At 45.2% G+C, this 16,238-nt stretch carries 14 protein-coding genes and 2 tRNA genes; 1 reads left to right on the plus strand and 15 read right to left on the minus strand.

Annotated features, from left to right (window positions below):
* Positions 1-18: 18 nt before the first annotated feature.
* The 7 genes from ACIGBN_RS07050 to ACIGBN_RS07080 form a co-directional block, all read right to left on the minus strand.
* Positions 19-468 carry a YaiI/YqxD family protein gene (locus ACIGBN_RS07050; RefSeq protein ID WP_133003902.1) on the minus strand — a complete coding sequence of 150 codons (450 nt, stop codon included), beginning with the start codon at positions 466-468 and terminating at the stop codon, positions 19-21.
* A gap of 149 nt (positions 469-617) precedes the next feature.
* Positions 618-2,267 carry an electron transfer flavoprotein-ubiquinone oxidoreductase gene (locus ACIGBN_RS07055; protein WP_396664479.1) on the minus strand — a complete coding sequence of 550 codons (1,650 nt, stop codon included), beginning with the start codon at positions 2,265-2,267 and terminating at the stop codon, positions 618-620.
* Between the two features lie 78 nt (positions 2,268-2,345).
* On the minus strand, positions 2,346-4,115 hold the full coding sequence (locus ACIGBN_RS07060) for an acyl-CoA dehydrogenase (protein ID WP_133003900.1): 1,770 nt from the start codon (positions 4,113-4,115) through the stop codon (positions 2,346-2,348).
* 140 nt (positions 4,116-4,255) lie between these two features.
* Positions 4,256-5,323 carry an AraC family transcriptional regulator gene (locus tag ACIGBN_RS07065; RefSeq protein ID WP_133003899.1) on the minus strand — a complete coding sequence of 356 codons (1,068 nt, stop codon included), beginning with the start codon at positions 5,321-5,323 and terminating at the stop codon, positions 4,256-4,258.
* Positions 5,324-5,425: 102 nt separating this feature from the next.
* Positions 5,426-5,779 (minus strand): hypothetical protein, encoded by a 354-nt coding sequence (locus ACIGBN_RS07070; RefSeq protein WP_133003898.1) that lies wholly within the window; start codon positions 5,777-5,779, stop codon positions 5,426-5,428.
* 65 nt (positions 5,780-5,844) lie between these two features.
* A complete protein-coding gene (locus ACIGBN_RS07075) occupies positions 5,845-6,276 on the minus strand; it encodes a cytochrome b562 (RefSeq protein WP_396664482.1) in 432 nt (143 codons plus the stop codon).
* 133 nt (positions 6,277-6,409) lie between these two features.
* On the minus strand, positions 6,410-8,278 hold the full coding sequence (locus ACIGBN_RS07080) for a methyl-accepting chemotaxis protein (protein ID WP_396664484.1): 1,869 nt from the start codon (positions 8,276-8,278) through the stop codon (positions 6,410-6,412).
* A 159-nt stretch (positions 8,279-8,437) separates the two neighbouring features.
* Between ACIGBN_RS07080 and ACIGBN_RS07085 the strand changes: the two genes are divergently transcribed.
* Positions 8,438-8,704, plus strand: coding sequence for a hypothetical protein (locus ACIGBN_RS07085; RefSeq protein WP_243712040.1), 267 nt, complete (start codon positions 8,438-8,440; stop codon positions 8,702-8,704).
* Between the two features lie 44 nt (positions 8,705-8,748).
* On the opposite strand, the gene ACIGBN_RS07090 is transcribed toward ACIGBN_RS07085, so the two are convergent.
* The 8 genes from ACIGBN_RS07090 to ACIGBN_RS07125 form a co-directional block, all read right to left on the minus strand.
* On the minus strand, positions 8,749-11,196 hold the full coding sequence (locus ACIGBN_RS07090; protein WP_396664486.1) for a Lon protease family protein: 2,448 nt from the start codon (positions 11,194-11,196) through the stop codon (positions 8,749-8,751).
* A 194-nt stretch (positions 11,197-11,390) separates the two neighbouring features.
* Positions 11,391-12,197, minus strand: coding sequence for a TatD family hydrolase (locus tag ACIGBN_RS07095; protein ID WP_133003893.1), 807 nt, complete (start codon positions 12,195-12,197; stop codon positions 11,391-11,393).
* A gap of 7 nt (positions 12,198-12,204) precedes the next feature.
* Positions 12,205-13,146, minus strand: coding sequence for a DNA polymerase III subunit delta' (holB, locus tag ACIGBN_RS07100; RefSeq protein ID WP_396664489.1), 942 nt, complete (start codon positions 13,144-13,146; stop codon positions 12,205-12,207).
* Positions 13,147-13,785 (minus strand): dTMP kinase, encoded by a 639-nt coding sequence (gene tmk / locus ACIGBN_RS07105; protein WP_396664491.1) that lies wholly within the window; start codon positions 13,783-13,785, stop codon positions 13,147-13,149.
* The gene (gene mltG, locus ACIGBN_RS07110; RefSeq protein WP_243712039.1) at positions 13,782-14,798 is read right to left on the minus strand and encodes an endolytic transglycosylase MltG; all 1,017 of its coding nucleotides are present in this window, start codon (positions 14,796-14,798) and stop codon (positions 13,782-13,784) included. The genes tmk and mltG overlap by 4 nt, the downstream gene beginning before the upstream one ends.
* Positions 14,799-14,817: 19 nt before the next feature.
* Positions 14,818-15,642, minus strand: coding sequence for an aminodeoxychorismate lyase (gene pabC, locus ACIGBN_RS07115; RefSeq protein ID WP_396664493.1), 825 nt, complete (start codon positions 15,640-15,642; stop codon positions 14,818-14,820).
* A 360-nt stretch (positions 15,643-16,002) separates the two neighbouring features.
* A tRNA-Glu gene (locus ACIGBN_RS07120) sits at positions 16,003-16,078 on the minus strand.
* 62 nt (positions 16,079-16,140) lie between these two features.
* A tRNA-Glu gene (locus tag ACIGBN_RS07125) sits at positions 16,141-16,216 on the minus strand.
* Positions 16,217-16,238: the final 22 nt, after the last annotated feature.

Below are 16,238 nucleotides of genomic sequence, written 5' to 3' on the forward strand. Positions count from 1 at the left end.
TCTCATTGAGGAGTGAGTCTAAGGCACGCGCTGGGCCAATAACTTATCCAGCGTATTCGCGAACGCCATTCGATCTTGCTGGTTAAACGTGGCTGGACCGTCGGTTTGCACACCAGATGAACGCATTTGCTCCATAAAATCGCGCATCGCAAGGCGCTGTTTTATATTTTCTCGAGAATAAAGTTCACCACGAGGGTTCACCGCCAACGCGCCTTTATCGATTACTTCTGCGGCTAAGGGAATGTCCGCGGTAATAACAAGATCTGCAGGTTCCACATGCTCGACAATATAATTATCGGCCACATCAAAGCCGGAACTCACAACTCTTCTTTCAATCCATTTGGAGGGAGGAATAGAAATGGCCTGATTGGCGACCAAGATACAGGGTATTTCAACTCGTTCAGCGGCACGAAATAGAATGGTTTTGATCACATTCGGACAAGCATCCGCATCTACCCAGAGTCGCATAAACAATTCCTTTACTTGAAAAACCTATTATCAATCAGACGCGAGGTGAAATCCAGTAAGGAATGTGGACATACAGGTCAATAAAATAGTGACCTGTATGCAAGTAAAACCAAGAAGTAGAAAGACACAAAAAAGTGTCTTTTCTAAAATCACATATTGGGGTAATTCGGGCCGCCCGCGCCCTCAGGTGTTACCCAGCGAATGTTTTGTGCAGGGTCTTTGATATCACAGGTTTTGCAATGAATGCAGTTTTGCGAATTGATCTGGAAGCTTGCGCCTTGTGCCCCTTCAACTACCTCATAGACACCCGCTGGGCAATATCGTTGAGCAGGCTCATTAAACTTAGGCAGATTTTGAGCAATCGGCACAGTGGCGTCTTTTAGCAACAAATGACAAGGCTGGTTTTCCTCATGGTTGGTATTGGATAAGAACACCGAGGAAAGCTTATCAAAGCTTAGTTTGCCGTCAGGTTTGGGGTAATCAGGCGCCTGATGCTTTTCTGCCAGTTCTAAGCAGGCGTAATCTGGTGTCATATCATTAAAGGTAAAAGGCATACGCCCAGCAAAGATATTTTGATCTAGCCAGTTATAAGCACCACCCCAAAATGTGCCTAGAGAATGCATGACAGGCACAAAGTTTCGCGCCTGCTCAAGCTCTTTACCCAACCAAGAATCTCGAACTGTCGCATCATAATGAGCAAGTTCACTGACTGATGATTCTGCTTGTAATGCCTCACAAATCACCTCAGCCGCTAACAAACCGCTCTTCATGGCAGTGTGAGTGCCTTTGATTTTAGCAGGGTTCAATGTACCAGCATCGCAGCCCAACAGAAGACCACCAGGGAAGCTCATTTTCGGTAACGACGCCCAACCGCCTTTTGCAATGGCTCGAGCACCGTAAGACACACGTTTGGCGTCTTTAAGATGCGCGGCAATCAATGGATGATGCTTGTAACGTTGAAATTCATCATACGGGCTTAAATGTGGGTTTTTATAGTTCAAATCTGCGATCAAGCCAACCACGACTTGATTGTTCTCTAAATGGTAGAGAAAGCCTCCGCCACCGGCCTCTTTACCCAGCGGCCACCCAGCGGTGTGAATCACAGTGCCTGGCTTACTTTGCGCCTCAGGAACATCCCAAAGCTCTTTAATACCAAGCCCATAATGCTGCGGGGCTTTGCCTTTATCCAGTTCAAAACGTTCGATAAGTTCTTTACCAAGGTGGCCACGGCAACCTTCTGAGAAAATGGTGTATTTGGCTTTTAATAGCATGCCTGGCATATAGCCATCTTTGTGCGAACCATCCTCTGCTACTCCCATGTCACCCGTTATAATGCCCTCTACCTGACCTTGTTCATTGTAAGCAATATGAGCGGCTGAAAACCCCGGAAAGACTTCCACACCAAGCGCTTCGGCTTGCTCTGCTAACCAGCGAGATAGATTCCCCAAGCTAATCACATAATTGCCTTCGTTATGAAGGGTTTTAGGAATCATCCAATGGCTTAGCTTACGACTGCCAGTCTTCGAGCCTAACCAATGCAGTTCATCCACTGTTACTTCAGACACCAAAGGGGCGCCCATGGTTTTCCAATCGGGGAAAAGTTCGGCTAATGCTTTAGGGTCGACTACCGCTCCTGACAGAATATGAGCGCCAATTTCAGAGCCTTTTTCAACCAAGCAAACACTCAATTCTTGTTCGTTTTCTTGTGCTTTTTGCATCAAACGGCACGCCGTAGAAAGCCCAGCAGGACCACCACCGACAATAACCACATCAAATTCCATTACTTCTCTGTCTGTCATAATGCCTCCTACAGCAGGCGTAGCATGGTTTGTAGCCATGCCCATTGACTTAATATTTAGTATGTATTCAGTTAACTGTTATCTAGCAAAACTGTCTTCGTTCAGCGTATCGATTGACGCTTGTCCGGCAATAACCGTCTGCGCGTGATAACCAGCGCGAGCTAAAATATGATCGCAATAAAAATCTGCGGATTGTTTCCAAGACTGTTTTTGCGGTTCACTCAATGTCGTGCTTTTCTCGCTCAACATCTGTGCTCGAACCTGCAACCAGCCGCCTATCACACTGCCCATCATCATCATGTAGCCATAGGCAGAGCCTGTTCCTAACAGCGCGTCTTTATTCATACTGCGCAAACACGACGCGGTGGCCTGCTCAGCCAAGAGAATCGCCTGTTGCACTTTTAGCGCATTATCATGGGTACTGCCAACCACCAATGTTTCGATCTCGGCTTTCATTTCTGCTAATAAATCCGCCATGGCCGCGCCTTGGTCTGTTAACAGCTTACGACCAATTAAGTCGATCGCTTGAATGCCATTGGTGCCCTCATAGATAGGCAAAATGCGCGCATCTCTTGCGTGCTGTGCAACCCCAGTTTCTTCGATAAAACCAACACCACCATGAACTTGAATCGCCAATGAGGTGATTTCCTGAGCTTGCTCAGTAATCCAGCCTTTCACAATCGGGGTTAACAGCGCGGTGCGTGTCTTGGCTTTTTGTTTTGCGTCGCCTTCTGCTAGGTGAGATAAATCGTTCTCCACCGCCGCCATGTAAATAAGAGAGCGCATCGCGTCAATTTGAGATTTCATTGTCATCAACATACGCAATACATCTGGGTGTTCAATAATCGCGGCTTTCCCTGAGCGATCGGCCTTCATGCCTTGCTTACGCTCTTTAGCATACTCAAGCGCTTGCTGATAAGCACGCTCTGCAATCGCTAAGCCTTGCAAACCGACACCCTGACGCGCATTGTTCATCATGGTAAACATGGCTTTGATACCTTCGTTTTCCATGCCAACTAAATACCCTATCGCGCCCTCGTTCTCACCAAAACTCATCACACAGGTTGGCGACGCGTGAATGCCCATTTTGTGCTCAACAGACACCACTTGGACATCGTTACGCTGGCCTGGATTGGCTTGCTCATCCAAAATAAATTTAGGCACAATAAACAGAGAAATGCCTTTCACACCCGCCGGCGCATCGGGAAGCCTCGCCAAAACCAAATGAATGATGTTGTCACTCATTTGATGATCACCCCAAGTAATGAAGATTTTCTGACCTTTAATACGATACACATCGCCATCAGGAATGGCTTTACAAGCAATGGCAGCAAGATCAGAACCTGCCGATGGCTCGGTTAAGTTCATCGTTCCGGTCCATTCACCGCTTAGCATCTTGGGTAGGTAGGTCTCTTTAAGCGTCTCGCTGGCATGGGAGCTAATCGCTTCGATCGCCCCTTGACTCAATAACGGACACAATGAAAAAGCCAAGTTGGCCGCTTGGACGCCTTCGTTGACAGCGGTAGCAATGCTGGATGGCAAACCTTGACCGCCGTACTCAGTGGCACCAGAGAGAGAACCCCAGCCGCCTTCACAATAACTACGGTAAATGTCTTTAAAGCCTTTTGCTTCAATAACATTGCCATTTTCAACGCGAGACCCTTCTTGGTCTCCCGACCAATTTAATGGCGCAATCACTTGTTCGGTTAACTTGCCGGCTTCGGCTAAAATAGCGCCCAGCAAATCGTCGTCAAGGCCGCCATCGACATAAGGCGTTAGACGATCAAAATTGGCCACTTTTTGTAGGCTAAAAAGAATATCGTTTAGAGGGTACAGGTAATCGCTCATTTTTTATTCTCCGGTTATTTATCCGAGCGGATGTATAACTATAGAATGATAAAAATGAGCGAATCTCTCAATAACATATCAGGCCGTTATTTCTGACAAATACAATCAGAATAAGGTAGAAGGCGTCACAAGGTACGGATTTATAAGCTTTTCATAGAGCGACCAAACTTCAAAAATTCATCACTTTTTCGATATTCACCCGGCGTCATCCCCGTCCATTTTTTAAAAGATCGGAAAAATGCACTGGGTTCATCAAACCCCATTAACGCAGCGATGTCATTAATACTCAACTGTGGTGCGTTCATATAGGTAATGGCCGCTTCTTTGCGACACTCATCTTTGATCTGCTGGTAGGATGTTTTTTCTTCGTTGAGGCGGCGTCTCAGAGTCGACACACTCATATTAAGCCCACTTGCGACTTCGTCTGCACTTGGCATCTCTCGAGAGAAGTCTTTGCCTAACATGGCCATTACTTGAGATTTTAAGCTGTTGTCGTTTTCAACCATGACCAGTAATTGGTACGGTGCTGTTTTTAGAAAACCACGTAAGCTGTCTTCGGTTTGGACTATCGGCATATCCAGATAGCTGGCAGGAAAAACAAGCGCATTGGCGTGTTGGTTAAAGCGTACTTCGGACTGAAATAAAGTCTTATAGTACTCCACATCATCGGGACGCTCGCTGGTGAAATAAGCGGCCTTCAGGCTCAAACGGCGACCAATTAACCAACAAATAAAATGATGCCACATAGACAAAGTGGTTCTTAGCTGCTCTTTCGACTCTGGCGTCACTATGTCCGCCACCCTAGCATCCGCCGACTCTATCGGAGCAAAGGTGACCATGGCAAAGCGCCCTTTTTTGATCAATACAGGCTTTACTGTGGGGCCACGACAGATGTCGTAGAAATCGCTGCAACGGTACATGGCATGCGCCAAGCTTCGCGCATGAATAATACACAAACACATCATTCTAAAGGTACCATTGGGCACCTTACCACCACTCAACATGCCGAACGATTCATCCTGAACCAGCCACATAATTTTTTGATACAGCATGCCGTATTGATAGGCAGGAAAATGACTGTTTTGTTCAATATCGGAACGTACGATATCCAAGCTCTCTAACAATGCGTCACTGTCTAAGCCTTGATTTTCAACGGCTTTTAATAAATAGCGTACACTTGACATAGGAACAGAGGCTTTTACATTCATGTTACAACTCATCCCGCATAGATAATTTTTATTGTAATGGATAATTTGAGCATAAAAAAAGACTGCAAAAGCAGCCTTTTTTTAAGTTTTACAGATATTTGCTTAATTCTCTTCAGAGAAAGCAGACAATAATTCATCAACAGATAAATCTTCAGTTTCCTGATTTATCCCTGAGATCAATGTCGGCTTAGTAGATTCGGTGTCTTTCTCTTCTTTAGGCTTCACGAACACAAAACGACGTGGACGTGCTGCTGGCTGTGCTGCTTCTTTTTCAGGAAGCAAACCCAGTCTATCAAGCTTTTTGTGCGCTTGCTCTTTGCGCTCCTTGGATTTTTTGACTTTAAAACGGCGAGTAGACGATGCTTTACGAGCTTTATTTTGCTCTTTCATCATTTCCTTTGAACCAGTTTTTCCAAGTTTGCCACGCATGCTGCGCGATTTTTTAGTACGAGCCATAATTTCCTCTCTTTATCGCGCGCGCATTGTAACAGTCAATTCAAGCAAGGTCATCATTTAGACGATTAGCAATCTGCTTTAAACGTACTATGACCAATGTGTTTTTGCTTACCAATCTCTCCCATTAGCGTTTTTATCTTAGCTGAGTCATTGTTTTCTAACGCAGTTTCTAAAGAAGAGAAGACTTGAATCGTATCATCGATGACACTTTGGTATTCAGCGGTTTCTTTTGCTAGCGCGTCCCCAGAGAGTTTTTTCTCGACGAACAGGTACGGTGTTTGAGAACGGGCGTCTTTAAACAAAGCAATGACTTGCTCAACCTTTTTAGCGGCTTGTTCGTTGTCCCCTGACTTTAGGCTTGATGCCATGCTTTTTAATTCCGTTTTAATGTTTTCCATATCATGGTGTAAAGGACGACCTTCGCAAGCACCGTGTGCCAATACATTCGTTGAAAATGCCAAGGTGGCGAGTGCGCCGATAAAAAGACGTTTGTACATTTGAAGTTTCCTCTGCCCAAGGGTGATAAAATTGATTATTACAATCTGCTGTGAAAGGAGTCAAGCTACCCTTTTCATTATTGAAACACAAATAGAAAAGGGAGACTCAAGATCATCCGACTCGTTCGACCTATTAAATAGTAAATCTCGCGATTTGCTGCTCTAGTCTTTGTGCTAATTGCGCTAATGACTCAGCGCCTTTGGCACTTTCATGGGACTCGATTGCCAGCTTGTTGGCGATTTCTTTGATCGACAAACTGTTGTTCGATATATCACTGGTAACAATATTTTGCTCTTCTGCCGCGCTGGCAATTTGCAATGACATATCACTAATCCGTTGTACGGAATTCTGGATTGCCACCAAGCTTTCTGCCGCTGCGATTGCGTCTTCAACAGAGCTGTTCGCCACCGTTTGACCTGAATGCATAATATCCACGGCTTTTTGCGTTGTGCTATTTAAGCCGTCGATCATTTCTTTAATTTCTTCTGTTGAGTTGTGCGTTCTTTGTGACAACACACGAACTTCATCAGCCACCACCGCAAAGCCACGACCATGTTCACCGGCACGAGCGGCTTCGATCGCTGCGTTCAACGCCAATAAATTGGTTTGTTCGGCGATATTTTGAATGGTTGTTAATATGCTACTGATGCTTTGCACTTGATGATCAAGATTACCAATAATACTCGAAGCGTCGGTAACTTGTGTCGCAAGGTCGCTGATCGAGTGTTTACTTTTGACAACCTGATCACTGCCTTCTTGGCTATTTTGATACGCTTCTCGAGAAGCATTCGCGGTGCTTTCTGCGTTGGATGCGATCTCATGGGTCGCCGCCGACATTTGCCCAACGGCCGTCGCCACCGCGGTAATCTCATCCAATTGAGTACTCAGGTCCAAAGACGACTGAGAAGTTAAACGATGAGAGTCTTGAGCCAAACTATTAAGGTTGGACGACAACACCTTAATTTCAGAAATAATGCCCGCTAAGGTTTGTAAGAAGCCATTAAAATGACGCGCTAAATCGCCAATCTCATCTTTGCTGGTTTCTGGGATGCGAGTGGTTAAATCCCCTTGACCGTTATTCATTTCTGCCAACACTTGATTGACCTTATCAATGCCACTCAACAATTTTCGGCTAACCAGTCCCATGACAAGGCTTACGGCCACTGCCGCGATAACCATTGCCACCATAAGTGAAATCAATAGATTACTCAGCGGCGCCATCGCCGTGGCTTTGTCTAGCTGAAAGAAGATAACCCAGTCGGTGTCAGGAACCGCAACACCTGCCACTAACACAAGCCCATCTTTTGACTGTGTTTCAACCAGTTTTCCTTGTGCCTGTTTAACCACATCTAAACCATAACCCAAAGACGACGCCATGTTTTTAAGGACTAGCTTCTCATCAGGGTGCGCAATGATCACACCTTTTGTCGAGACTAAAAAGACACGACTTTTATCCATCATTTTGACATGCAAAATGCCCTTAACGAGATTGCTTAAGTTCATGTCGGCACCAACAACGCCTTTGACCCCTGACGCATCCACAACTTTCTCTGCGGCAGAAATAATAAGTTGGTTCGTGCTGACATCAATATAAGGTTCTGTGTATTGAACGCTGTCTGACGTTAGCGCTTTTTTGTACCAAGGGCGAGTGCGAGGATCAAAGCCTGCTGGCATAGTGGCGTGATGACTTAACACCATGTCACCTTCTTTCGTCCCAATGTAGGCCAAGTCAAAATTACCCGATTTTTCGGCTTGTAAAAGCGCACCAATCGTCACATCATGCTTAGTAAAGTGATTGCTTAAGCTGTTAATCGTGGCGGTTTTTCCATGAACCCATTCTGATATGGTTCGAGACTGCCCTTCTGCAATCGATGATACCTGGTCATTCAAACCATCAACCAAGGTGTTTTTAAGTTGAAAATAACCAAAAGAGCCAACAATTAACGCCACAATAATGGCGGATGCAAACACCACAAGCGAAAACTTACGCTGTAACGTCATAACACAATCTCCGAAGTAATTTGGATAACCCTTAGGGTAGAACACCGTCTTTGATTTACAAAGCAGCGTTGCTATCTATCCCATGGGGTTTATTAAAAATAAAGCACAGTAAACAATAGGTTTTTATAGGCTATGTTCCATATCAAAGCACGGCTACTCATGACGCTTCTTACCCTCATGATCAGCTCACCATCCTGGTCTGAATGCAACGATTACGATGCAAAAAACGCGGCCGATAAAGTCGCTGAGAAGTTCATCAAAGGTAAAGTATTTCATCAGGCTGAGGTTTTGAAAGTTCATAGACCAAGTAACAGAAAAGAGATTGCCAGCTACATTAAAACCAACAACCTCTATTATACGATTTTTTCATTGGTAAATAGCCAATGCAAAGTTCAAATCATCAAACGAACCCACGGCAAACACTAGCATAAGGTAAGGTGCCATTCGGCCACCTTACCTTTTTTAGCGTATTAATCGTCTTTCTTCCCTTTGTCAGATTTACCGTCTTTGCCATCGGTTTCTTCGTCGTCGTCCTCTTCCTCTTCTTCACCCAACTTAGAGATTTCTTCTAAACGCTGGATAACACGAGCAGAAATACTGCCTTCAGGGTATTCGCCTTCGTCATTGGCCTCGCCTGCTTCTAAGCCTGTGAGCAAATGCAGCGCCTCATCAGCCGTTGACACCGCGTAGACATGGAATTGTCCTGCTTTTACCGCGTCTAAGATATCATCATTTAGCATCAGATTATTGGCATTCGATTTCGGGATAATCACCCCTTGAGTGCCGGTTAATCCGCGCGCAAAACAAACGTTGAAAAAGCCTTCGATCTTTTCGTTCACGCCGCCAATTGCTTGAATTTCACCGTACTGATTCAAAGACCCAGTAATGGCTAAGTCTTGGCGTAATGGCATCTGGATCAAAGCAGAAAGCAAACAGCATAACTCTGCCGTTGAAGCGCTGTCGCCATCCACATAGCCGTAACTTTGTTCCATCGCAATAGACGCAGAAATGTCCAGCGGGAAACGCTGAGCGTATTTATTACCAAGATAACCAGATAAAATAAGCACCCCTTTGGAGTGAATATTCTGACCAAGGTTAGATTCTCGTTCGATATCAATGATGCCCTTTCCACCTGGGTGGACTGTCGTCGATATGCGAGCTGGCGCACCAAAGCTGCTGTCGCCAATTTGCATCACGGTCAGGCCATTAATTTTGCCCACCGCATGGCCTTCACTCTCCAACAGCACAGTGCCTTCAATGATCTCTTCAATGATTTTTTCACTAACGCGACCGGTTCTGTGTTTTTTCGCCTTCAAGGCGCGGGCAATGTGATCTTTGGTGATGTTTTCATCACGCGCCATTTCTCGCACAAAGTCGGCTTCACCTAACAGCTCAAACACATCGCCTATTTTAGCGGCCATTTCTTTTTGGTGCTCGGCCAGACGACTGCTGTATTCGATTAAGGCCGCAACACCGTCGCGAGTCACATTCGCGTACTCTTCTTTGTCGATGCGGTCTTTCATCAAACGAGCAAACGCAAATTCAGACTCTTTGGTGCGTTTCAAAGTATCGTCAAAATCAACCAAGACTCGGAACATCTCTTGGAAATCAGGGTCCGCGTCCTGCAACAAGTAATAAATGTCTCTGGAACCGATCAACACCACTTTTACCTGTAACGGCAAATCTTGTGGTGCCAAGGTTGTTGTGTTCATGAGTCCCATGTCCGCGTAAGGGTGCTCAATTTTTAGCGACTTACTTTTTAAAGCACGTTTGAGCGCTTCCCACAAATAGTGATCGGTTAAGAGCTTTTCTGCGTCCAGAATCAGATAACCACCATTGGCCGCGTGCAAGCTACCAGAGCGAATCAAGCGGTAACTTGGAATCAGCATACCTTGATCGCTGCTGTACTCAACTTGGCCAAACAAATTGCGATACGTTGGATGCGGCTCATAAACAACCGGCATACCGCCATCAGGCTGATGGGTCACCGCGATGTTAGGCAAGTACAACTCTTCGTACAATTGACGACGGCCAATTTCGTCACGGTTTTCCGACACCTTGTCATCGGCCATCTGATCTATGATGGTTTTATCAAGGTCTTCACGTAGGGCTTTGAGGTACTCTGTCACCGCTTCGTGTTCTGCGTATTCTTTAAACAGCGGTGCCATTAATGGGTCTAGCGCTTCGTTCACCGTATCCAAATTTAGCTGGCGTAACTGCTCATAAGACGCACGCTTCCAAAGTGGTAAGCTTAATAACTCTTCATTAAGCAAGCTTTCCAACTGAGACACGGACTCCTGAAAGGCATCACGGTCTTCGTCACTTAATCCGGCAAAATCATTTTCTTCAATCGCCTTGCCATCTCTCATAGGCGCAAAACTGACGGAAGACGCATCGCGGAACATGGCCACGCCAATTTTTACCGCCACACGCTCCACTTTATTGATCGCCGCTTCGTAGCGCTCATTAAAAGCTCGATCGATCGCCCCTTTTTGCTGTTGATACGTTGGGTTCTCAAACGCCGCTGGGAATGTCGCCATCAAACCATCGATCAAAGCACGAATTTCCTTGGCGAATTCAGCCGCTTTGCCTGGCGCAAATTCAAGCGCCTTAGGACGATGACTTTCGGTAAAGTTATTAATGTAGGCCCATTCATTAGGCGGTGTACGACGTTTGGCTTCGCTCTTCAAGTAGTTCAATACATAAGAGGAACGACCTGTACCTGAGTCTCCCATCGCAAAAATATTGTAGCCTGGGCGCTGCATAGCCACGCCGAATTGAATCGCTTCAACCGCACGTTCTTGGCCTAAAATACCGCTTAGGGCATCAATATCTTTCAAAGTTTCGAAGGGAAGATGGTCTGTCGGGACTTTGGCCGACAATACTTGATATGGAAGTGGGGTAACCATATTGGACATCAATGGGCTTCCTTAAATAAAACAAGCCGGTTCTTTGTAAGGCTTGCGAAAGAAAATTCTCTTCTTTCAGTTATGTTTAAATTTATCATCTCAGACTAACACCCTTGTTTACCTGTCGCCTATATAGGAAAGGCAAAACAAGAAAATTTTCTAGAAAAATCAATTCACTTAGTGCAAAAAACGACCTAAACGCATTAGGCCTTGATCATAATTTGCTGTTCTGGGGTCGCTTTTGAAAATACTCGGTGGAAATTTTCAGCGGTGGCCTCTAATAAGGCCTCATAACGAATGCCTTTGATGTCCGCAACAAACTGCGCCACATCCGCCACGTATTGTGGCTCGTTTTTCTTGCCTCTGTGTGGCACAGGCGCCAAATATGGGGCGTCGGTTTCAACGATTAAAGACGACAAAGGCAGCTTCTTGACCGTGTCTTTTAGTTCTTGAGCGGTTTTAAAGGTGACAATGCCTGAAATCGAAATGAGGTAATTCTCATCAATGGCGGCTTTGGCCATCTCGTAATCTTCGGTAAAACAATGCACCACCCCCGCGCTACTTGGATTGCCATGTTGGCGTATTAACGACAAGGTATCCGCTTTAGCATCACGGGTATGTATGATGACAGGCAAACCTAATGTGCCTGCGGCCTGTAGATGTTGCGCAAAACTGTGTTTTTGCAACTCATGAACCGCGCTGTCTTTTTCATAAAAATAATCCAAGCCGGTCTCACCAATCGCGATGATTTTTTCGTGTTGAGCAAGCGTGATTAACGGCTCAGGAGAACAAATCAAGCCTTCTTTGTGTAATGGATGAACGCCACAGCTTGCAAACACACCTTGGCGCTCAGTAAAGCTAAGAATAGTGTCTATGTCTTCTAGATTGACCGAAATGCTAAGCATTTGCTTAACCCCTTTTAGAGCCGCCGCATCAATCGCGCCGTTAATGTCTCCGTTATAAGGTGTTAAATCCAATTTATCTAGATGGCAGTGAGTGTCGATTAACATAAAGGTGTCACCATTGGTTCAATTCGTAAGTAAGCTGCATAACCGGATTAAGGTTGGTTTTAAGTAGATCCGATTTCAGTTTTTGTAAGCTTTGATAGCGCAGCATTATTTGTTGGATGCTCATTCGGCGCATAATCAAAGGGTAAAGATCCGCTAATGCAGACGGCAGTGTGGCTCCGGCAGAATGATTGATGCATTGATGTAAAATTGCCGCAAGACCATTGCAATAATCTTCTATATTGGCGCTGCTTACGCCTTTTAATACAAGATCAACGCCTTTTTCCCCTTGCAAAAGCGCTTTTATGGCATCCGGTAAAGCACTGTAAATAGCGGTTTTTTGTTGCTTTTCAATCGCCAACAAGCGAAAAGGCTGTGTGGTAAGCCAAAACAACGAGGCTAACTCGTCGCCATCGGGTTGCTGGTGCAACCAGCTCGTCACCTCAGCCAAGTTCGGCGTAGGCACATTCACCAATAAACAACGACTGCGAATGGTTGGCAATAAACTACTGGATTGGGACGTTGTTAGCACAAAATAAGTGCGGTCCGCAGGCTCTTCTAACGCTTTTAACACAGCGTTAGCGGCGTTAATGTTCATCGCCTGTGCGTGGGTAATCAACACCACCTTATTTTGACCAACTTGGGGTTTTTGGCTGATTTTTTGCGTTAATTGACGAATATGATCGACTTTTATCGCCCCTTCTTCCCCGTCTAAAACCCGATAATCTGGGTGTGTATTGGCGGCCATCAATTGGCACGAATGGCAATAACCACAGGCCTTAGCTTGGTCCAGTTCCTCACACATTAAATCTTTGACCATCGTGCGAGCAAGTTCCTCTTGGCCGACGCCATCTGCGCCAGTCACCAACAAAGCATGCGACAGTTTCTTCTGCTTTTTTAAAGCCTGTACCTGACTTAATGAAGCCATCAACCAGGGCGCAATGTCTGCCATTTATACGCCCCTTTTCCAAGCCGTTTTTAAAGCATTTAATTGCGTCACTATTTGTGCGCTAACTTGCTCTAAAGGCTGACTGGCGTCGATCACCTTTATGCGCTCAGGTTCTAGATCGGCTTGCTCTAAAAAGCCCTGACGCACTTTTTCATGAAACTCGATCGACTCTTTGTCTAAACGGTCGGCGTTTTTTCGATCCGCAACTCGTTGCATGCCGATGTCGACGGGTACATCGAGTAACAGTGTGGCATCAGGCTTATTGTCGCCCACTACCCATTCCGTTAGCGTGTTAAGTTTTTCAGTATCGCCACCACGCGCCCTGCCTTGATAAACAAAAGATGAATCAATAAAACGATCACTGATCACCCAAAGCCCTTGCTCTAACGCGGGGCGGATTTTTTGTGACATGTGTTGAGCTCGGGCCGCAAACATCAATAACAACTCAGTCATATCGTCCACCGCTTCATCACGGGATGCCAAAATAAGCCCACGAATTTCTTCTGCCAATACAGTGCCACCAGGTTCTCGGGTCATGATGTAATCAATGTTTTCTGCGTCTAACCAGCGCTGAATACAGACTATTGCGGTGGATTTGCCACTGCCTTCACCGCCTTCTAAAGAGATAAATTTACCGGTCACTGTGCGTTCTCCTTAACGGTAGATTCAGGAATGGATTTATAGTCCGAGCGTCTGTGGTATTTTTGGTACTTGGCGACCGCTCTATTATGAGCCTGCAATGTATTTGAAAAGGCATGGGTACCATCCCCTTTGGCAACAAAATACAACGCCTTGGTTTCGCCTGGATTTAACGCGGCTTCAATCGCTTCTTTGCCCACATTCGCAATCGGCGTTGGCGGTAACCCAAAGTGTAAATAGGTGTTATAAGGAGACGCAGAGCGCAGGTCTTTTCGAGTCAAATTACCGTTAAAGTTTTTCCCCAATCCGTAAATAACCGTAGGGTCGGTTTGTAGGCGCATGCCTTTTTCTAAACGACTGATAAACACTCGTGAAATCAAGGGTCTCTCTATTGGCGCCCCTGTTTCCTTCTCAATAATAGACGCCATCACCAGCGCTTCATAGGCATTTTTATAGGGTAAATTTTTGTCTCTTTTGTCCCATAAATCCGCCAATGTCTGCTCTAGTAAACGATGGGAGTGCTGTAAGATACTAAAATCTGTATCGCCTTCATGGTATTGGTACGTATTGGCAAAAAACTGCCCTTCTGGGTTGCTCACGTCTAATGCAAAACGTTTTGCTATTTGCTCATTCGTGAGCCCCTTTAAGGTCATTTTGATATTGCCTTTAGCGGCCATGGTTGCCAAATAGTAGTCCAGTGTTTTGCCTTCCAATAAGGTGACTGAATACACCACAGATCGACCGGAATCAAACAACGCCATCAAATCCAGTAAGGTCATGCCTGGCATAACGGCGTACTCACCGACTTTAGGTACCCATTCAGGGTGCAATCTGGCAACAACGCGCATGAGCATTGGATCAAGTATCCAATTTTTCTCACTCAACTCATGACCTATTTTGTAAGAGGTGTCACCTGACTGAATGTAAAAGCGGGCTTCTTTGTCTAAATTAATCGGACTGGTTAATAAGTAATACACCACGCCAGCAAGCACAGCCAATAATGAAGCGGCTAACACAAAAACTCTTATAAACCATTTAAAAAGCGTCATGCACATCCTTAGTTTGCATTAGGTGTTGTAATCGTTGAGTGTGGATACCAATCGGTATTGAGCATCCTAATAAAGAAATCACAGGAACAATGCCCATTAAACTGTTGGTGATGAAGATCTCATCGGCCTGTTTCAATTCGTTTAACGAAAAATGCCCCACTTCAACATGATAAAGCGCTTGATTGCTCAAAACCTGGTGGCGAAAAACGCCTTGCACACCCGCTTGGCTCAAAGAAGGTGTGTATAGCCCCCCTCGCTTAAACCAAAAAATATTACTTTGAATGCATTCAATCACATGGCCACGACCATCTAACATCACGTCTTCAAAATGCAGATCGCTTAACTTTTGCTTAGCCAGAACATTTTCAAGTCGATTTAAGTGTTTCATACCCGATAAAAAAGGGTTTTCGCTCACCGGAACATCAGAAACACCCAAATGTACGCCAGATTTTTGCTGAACTTGGTAATTCGGCGCATCAGCAATGCCAATCAAAATGGTGTGTTGGCAATCTTCGGGCGGTAAATAACCTCGCCCTCCCTCGCCTCTTGTGACAATAATTTTTACAACGGACTCTGTTTTAACAAGAGGCTGAATAGAATTACGTAAAAAAAGACGCAATGTTTCCAGTTGTGCATCAGAAAATGGCATGGCCAATTTTTTTAAGCCGCGAGCAAGACGCGCAAGATGATCATCTAGATATTCAACCCCAGCGGATGACACCTTCATGGTCTCAAAAAGACCATCGCCATAGGCTAAGCCTCGATCAGACGGTGAAATTGGGTCTTGTCGATAATTAATAAACCACTGCATGAAGATGGATAAACTCAGAATAAAAATGGTGGGCTATGATAGCGTAAAAGTCACGAACCTCCCAGAGAGCTTTTGTCTTAATACAAGAGATTCTGAAACAGTGCTGAATGATGCTCTTAGTGGGTAATTTTCAAAGAAAAAACAGCAAAGGAGCCGTAACCCAATCAGGAAACAGGATTTTAATTCAACAATGGGCTGGAATAATGCTTTTAAAAACAGAGGGATAGAAAACAAGAAAGGTGAGATTAAAGAAAATCCCATGCAAAAAAGAAAAATACGAAGAGAGTGTTAATAGCCACACTCTTTAGTGAAATATTCTCTGTAAAGCAATCTATAGATAGAAGGCTTACTGTGTAAAATTGGCGTCCCGTAGGGGGTTCGAACCCCTGTTACCGCCGTGAAAGGGCGGTGTCCTAGGCCTCTAGACGAACGGGACACAACTAGCTTTTATAGTGCTATAACTCACGATTTTTACGACTGTATTCTAATACATTAGAATGGCGTCCCGTAGGGGGTTCGAACCCCTGTTACCGCCGTGAAAGGGCGGTGTCCTAGGCCTCTAGACGAACGGGACACAATTAGCTTTTATAGAGCAC

The sequence above is a fragment of the Marinomonas sp. NPDC078689 genome (assembly GCF_044542435.1).
In the GTDB taxonomy this organism is placed as follows: domain Bacteria; phylum Pseudomonadota; class Gammaproteobacteria; order Pseudomonadales; family Marinomonadaceae; genus Marinomonas; species Marinomonas arenicola.

Coding starts and splice junctions, on each gene's coding strand:
- ACIGBN_RS07050 (WP_133003902.1), bottom strand. CDS start 468: ATGCGACTCTGGGTAGATGCGGATGCTTGTCCGAATGTGATCAAAACC.
- ACIGBN_RS07055 (WP_396664479.1), bottom strand. CDS start 2,267: ATGACAGACAGAGAAGTAATGGAATTTGATGTGGTTATTGTCGGTGGT.
- ACIGBN_RS07060 (WP_133003900.1), bottom strand. CDS start 4,115: ATGAGCGATTACCTGTACCCTCTAAACGATATTCTTTTTAGCCTACAA.
- ACIGBN_RS07065 (WP_133003899.1), bottom strand. CDS start 5,323: ATGAATGTAAAAGCCTCTGTTCCTATGTCAAGTGTACGCTATTTATTA.
- ACIGBN_RS07070 (WP_133003898.1), bottom strand. CDS start 5,779: ATGGCTCGTACTAAAAAATCGCGCAGCATGCGTGGCAAACTTGGAAAA.
- ACIGBN_RS07075 (WP_396664482.1), bottom strand. CDS start 6,276: ATGTACAAACGTCTTTTTATCGGCGCACTCGCCACCTTGGCATTTTCA.
- ACIGBN_RS07080 (WP_396664484.1), bottom strand. CDS start 8,278: ATGACGTTACAGCGTAAGTTTTCGCTTGTGGTGTTTGCATCCGCCATT.
- ACIGBN_RS07085 (WP_243712040.1), top strand. CDS start 8,438: ATGACGCTTCTTACCCTCATGATCAGCTCACCATCCTGGTCTGAATGC.
- ACIGBN_RS07090 (WP_396664486.1), bottom strand. CDS start 11,196: ATGTCCAATATGGTTACCCCACTTCCATATCAAGTATTGTCGGCCAAA.
- ACIGBN_RS07095 (WP_133003893.1), bottom strand. CDS start 12,197: ATGTTAATCGACACTCACTGCCATCTAGATAAATTGGATTTAACACCT.
- holB (WP_396664489.1), bottom strand. CDS start 13,146: ATGGCAGACATTGCGCCCTGGTTGATGGCTTCATTAAGTCAGGTACAG.
- pabC (WP_396664493.1), bottom strand. CDS start 15,642: ATGCAGTGGTTTATTAATTATCGACAAGACCCAATTTCACCGTCTGAT.